The 4,288-nt window shown below is 61.5% G+C and carries 5 protein-coding genes; all 5 read left to right on the plus strand.

The annotated features are described in order from the left end of the window. The first annotated feature begins 206 nt into the window (after positions 1-206). Positions 207-929: a phosphoglycerol geranylgeranyltransferase gene (locus tag WBV42_RS09560; protein WP_423985818.1), complete on the plus strand. Its 723-nt coding sequence runs from the start codon at positions 207-209 to the stop codon at positions 927-929. A 173-nt stretch (positions 930-1,102) separates the two neighbouring features. After that, positions 1,103-2,062 carry an ABC transporter ATP-binding protein gene (locus WBV42_RS09565; protein ID WP_423985819.1) on the plus strand — a complete coding sequence of 320 codons (960 nt, stop codon included), beginning with the start codon at positions 1,103-1,105 and terminating at the stop codon, positions 2,060-2,062. Further along, complete coding sequence (locus WBV42_RS09570) at positions 2,055-2,858, plus strand: ABC transporter permease subunit (protein WP_423985820.1); 804 nt, start codon at positions 2,055-2,057, stop codon at positions 2,856-2,858. The genes WBV42_RS09565 and WBV42_RS09570 overlap by 8 nt, the downstream gene beginning before the upstream one ends. After that, positions 2,855-3,469: a TetR/AcrR family transcriptional regulator gene (locus tag WBV42_RS09575; protein WP_423985821.1), complete on the plus strand. Its 615-nt coding sequence runs from the start codon at positions 2,855-2,857 to the stop codon at positions 3,467-3,469. Before WBV42_RS09570 ends, WBV42_RS09575 begins: the two co-directional genes overlap by 4 nt. Before the next feature lie 71 nt (positions 3,470-3,540). Continuing rightward, positions 3,541-4,288 (plus strand): amino acid--tRNA ligase-related protein (locus WBV42_RS09580; protein ID WP_423985822.1); only part of this gene is annotated, 748 nt, incomplete at its 3' end.

Consider the following 4,288-nt stretch of genomic DNA (forward strand, 5'->3'; position numbering starts at 1 on the left):
CAACACGACCGCGAGTCGCTAGCATTCGCTCCGGAAAATCTCCGATTTTCCGGGCCAACGAACCCCCAACGGGGGTGAGGAGGTTTTTTGTCGACACTTTGCCAGGGAGCCAGCGGAAGTGACGACGGCTGTCGTCACTTCCCCCTGCGACCGCGGCAAAAGGTCGTTCCGAAGCTGTTTTACCCGGGAGTTTTGAAAGGAACGCTATGACCGCGCCATGGGACGACTGGGACCATATAACTAACCTCGACCCGGACAAGAGCCTCGCGGATGGCGATACGTTCGCCGACGTGTGTGCGACGGGGACGGACGCGCTCGAAATCGGCGGGACGCTGGATATGACACAGGAGAAGATGCAGCGTGTCATCGACGCCTGTGCGGAGTACGACGTGCCGCTCTATCAGGAACCGAGCAACCCCGCCGTCGTCGTGGACAGCGATGCGCTGGACGGCTACCTCGTTCCGACCGTGCTGAACACGCGGGACGTCGCGTGGATCGCCGGACTGCACAAGGAGTGGGTTCGGATGTCGGAGATCGATTGGTCCAAAACCCACACCGAGGGATACATCATACTGAACCCGGAGGCGAGCGTCGCCCAGTACACCGATGCGAACTGCGACCAAACGCCCGAAGACGTGGCGGCCTACGCCGAACTTGCCGAACGAATGCTCGGCCAACAGATAATCTACATCGAGTGTTCCGGTATGTTCGGCGACCCGGAGACCGTGAGGATGGCACAGGAAGCGTTGGACGAGGCGACGCTGTTCTACGGCGGCGGCATTCACGACTACGAATCGGCGAACACGATGGCCCAATACGCCGATACGGTCGTCGTCGGCGACCTCGTTCACGACCAGGGTGCGGACGCGGTCCGCGAGACGGTCGAGGGCGCACGGGACGCGAAAAAGGCGCGCGCGGAATCGGCGTAAGCCGGAATCCATCGGCAGTAGTTTTTCCTACAACTGGTTCGAATCGATCGTGAGCTGTTCGCTCGCCTATTTGCCGTTTATCGTTCCGAGAGCAACTGGGACAACAAAATTCTCCGTTCAAAAATATGCGAAGCAAATATTCATATATTCATAGTCCCAATATGCAAGGGACTATGTCCGCACTCGAAACGACCGGGTTGACGAAATACTACGGCGAGACGCGAGGAATCGAAGACCTCTCGCTCGCCGTGACCGAGGGCGAAGTGTTCGGCTACCTCGGTCCGAACGGGGCCGGGAAGACGACGACGATTCGAACGCTCCTCGGATTCATCGCCCCGACCGGCGGGGACGCAACCGTACTGGGACACGACGTTCGGGACGAGCGCGCACTCATCGAGGCGAAGCGGCACATCGGCTACCTTCCGAGCGACCCGGGATTCGACGAGGACGCGACCGGAACCGAATTCCTCGACTATCAGGCGTCGCTGAAGGGCGACGACCGACGGGAGGAGTTACTCGAACTGTTCGACGCGCCGGTCGAGCGGAAGATCGAGGAGTTCTCGCGAGGGAACAAACAGAAACTCGCCATCGTCTCGGCGTTCATGCACGACCCCGACCTGGTCATCATGGACGAACCGACCTCGGGTCTCGACCCGCTGATGCAGGAGCGGTTTTACGACTTCCTCGACGACGAACAGGAGCGAGGTGTAACGATCTTCTTCTCCAGTCACGTCCTGAGCGAGGTTCGGAAAGTGTGTGACCGCGTCGGCATCATCCGCGACGGGAAACTCGTGACGACCGAGGACGTGGAGACGCTGCTCGACAGGAGCGGGAAACGCGTGCGGATGCGAACGTCGGACCCGATCGACCGCGAGGATTTCGACATCGACGGCGTCCACGACCTCACCCTCGACGGTGCGGTGCAGTTCACCTTCACCGGCGAGTACGACACCCTGCTCGACCACCTTTCGCGGTACCACATCGTGGACGTCGATATCGAGGAAGCGCCGCTCGACGAGGTGTTCATGCGGTTCTACGGCGACGAGATCGCTGGAAGCGAGCGCGAAGATGGGGTAACTACCGACGTGGCGGACGACGTTCCCGTCAGCGACGGAGGTGAGAGCCATGTTTGAAATCACGCGCTACGAATCCTCGCGGCGGGTCAAGGGGACGATCGCACTGGCGGTCCTGATGAGCCTGATGGCGGTACTGTACGCCGCCCTCTTCCCGTCCATCAAATCCTCCGGCGCGAGCATCGATACCTACTGGAACAACCTACCACCCGCGATGAAGGCGGCGTTCGGTGCGAGCGGCGGCGGGTTCTCGTTGACGACGATGTCGGGATTCCTCGCCATCGAGATGTACCAGTTCTTCTGGCTGCTCCTGCTCGGCATCTACGTCGCGTACATCGCCGGGAACCTCATCGCTGGCGACGTGGAACGCGACCGAATGGACATCCTGCTTGCCACGCCGATTTCGCGCTCGAAGGTGCTGGTCGAGAAGTTCCTCTCCATCGTACCGGTCATCCTCGTCCTCAACGTCGTCGTCGGCGTGGTCGTGTACGCGAGCGTCGTCGCCATCGGCGAGTCGGTATCGCTCGCCGATTTGGCCGTGGTTCACCTGCTCTCGATTCCGTACCTGCTCGCGTGCGGCGCGATCGGACTGCTCCTCTCCGTGCTGTTCGACCGCGCGGACATCGCCCAGCGAGGAGGACTCGGTGCCGTGTTCGTCCTGTTCCTGCTCAATTCGGTGGGTGAATCGGCGGATATGGGGTGGCTCGGTGCGCTCAGCCCGATGCACTACTACGACCCGACGGCGATCCTGGTCTCCGGGAACTACGACTGGGCGGGCGCTGGAATCCTGCTCGTCGGCACCGCCGCACTGGTGCTCGTCAGCCGCGCGGTCTTCCAGCGGAGGGACATCGCGTGAAAGGGTTCAGCGACGCCGAACGCGACCGAATCCGCGAGCAGTTGCTGGAGACGGGGGGCGAACTGTTCGCGCAGTACGGCCTGCAGAAGACGACCATCGCGGACCTCACCGACCCGGTCGGCATCGCCAACGGCACGTTCTACCAGTTCTTCGACTCCAAGGAGCGACTGTATCTCGATGTGGCGGAACTGGAAGGGCAGGTTGTGGCCGACGAAATCGTCGCCAACTCGTTCGAAGTCGAAGACGACCCCGAATCGGCGATTCGGCGCTTCATGACACTGCTCGTCGAGGAGATGGAGGAGAACCCGCTGTTCATGCAGTTGGTCGCTGGCGACGAGTTAGATAGAGTGATACGAGCGATAGACGAGTTCTCGGAGGAGGAGATGGAATCGTTGCGCGGGGAGTCGTTTGCACACATGCTTCCGTACATCGAAACGTGGCAATCGGAGGGTCGTCTCCGAGAGGGTGACCCGTTCGTTATCGGCGGCATGTTCGGAATGGTGGAGTACCTGACCATGTACCGCGAACAGATCGGGGAGGAGTACTACCCCGCCATGCGCGACATGCTCATCGAAACGATCGCCGCCGGGTTGACGTGCACGACGGACTAACACGTCCGAATCAGACGCTTCCGTGAAGCGAAACGAACGCGTTTAAGCCCGTCCCAGGTGAATTGCGGCGTATGCAGAACCGAACCTACACCGCGGATGCCGAACCCGGCGACACCGTCACGGTGGCTGGCTGGGTTCACGAGATCCGCGATCTCGGTGGAATCGCGTTCCTCATCGTCCGCGACACGACGGGGAAGATCCAGGTCAAGTTCGAGAAAGAGGACATGGACGAGGACCTCGTCGAGACCGGCCTCGGCGTCAACCGCGAGAGCGTCGTGAAGATCACGGGCGACGTGAAGGAGGAACCACGCGCGCCGACGGACGTCGAAATCGTCCCGACGGACGTGGCAGTCATCGCGGAAGCGGAACCCGAACTCCCGCTCGACCCCAGCGGCAAGGTCGACGCCGACCTCTCGACTCGTCTCGACAACCGAACGCTCGACGCGCGCAAGCCCGAGGTTGAAGCCGTCTTCAAGATCCGCGGCGAGGTGCTCCGTGCCGTGCGAGAGAAGTTCAACGAACTCGGTTGTAGCGAAATCAACACGCCGAAAATCGTGGCGACGGGGACGGAAGGCGGAACGGAGCTGTTCCCCATCACCTACTTCGGCGAGGAAGCGTTCATGAACCAGTCGCCCCAGCTGTTCAAACAGCTCATGGTCGGCTCCGGACTGGAGCGCGTGTTCGAGATCGGCCCCATCTTCCGCGCCGAGGAACACAACACGCCCCGACACCTGAACGAGGCGACCAGCATCGACTTCGAGAGCGCCTTCTACGACCACCACGAGGCGATGGACGCCTGTGAAGCGGTCGTCAAGGCCG

This window comes from Haladaptatus sp. (genome assembly GCF_049589095.1).
Taxonomy (GTDB): domain Archaea; phylum Halobacteriota; class Halobacteria; order Halobacteriales; family Haladaptataceae; genus Haladaptatus.

Bases quoted from the DNA above. Each gene is read 5' to 3' on its own strand.
- WBV42_RS09570 (WP_423985820.1), top strand. From the start codon at position 2,055: ATGTTTGAAATCACGCGCTACGAATCCTCGCGGCGGGTCAAGGGGACG.
- WBV42_RS09560 (WP_423985818.1), top strand. From the start codon at position 207: ATGACCGCGCCATGGGACGACTGGGACCATATAACTAACCTCGACCCG.
- WBV42_RS09565 (WP_423985819.1), top strand. From the start codon at position 1,103: ATGTCCGCACTCGAAACGACCGGGTTGACGAAATACTACGGCGAGACG.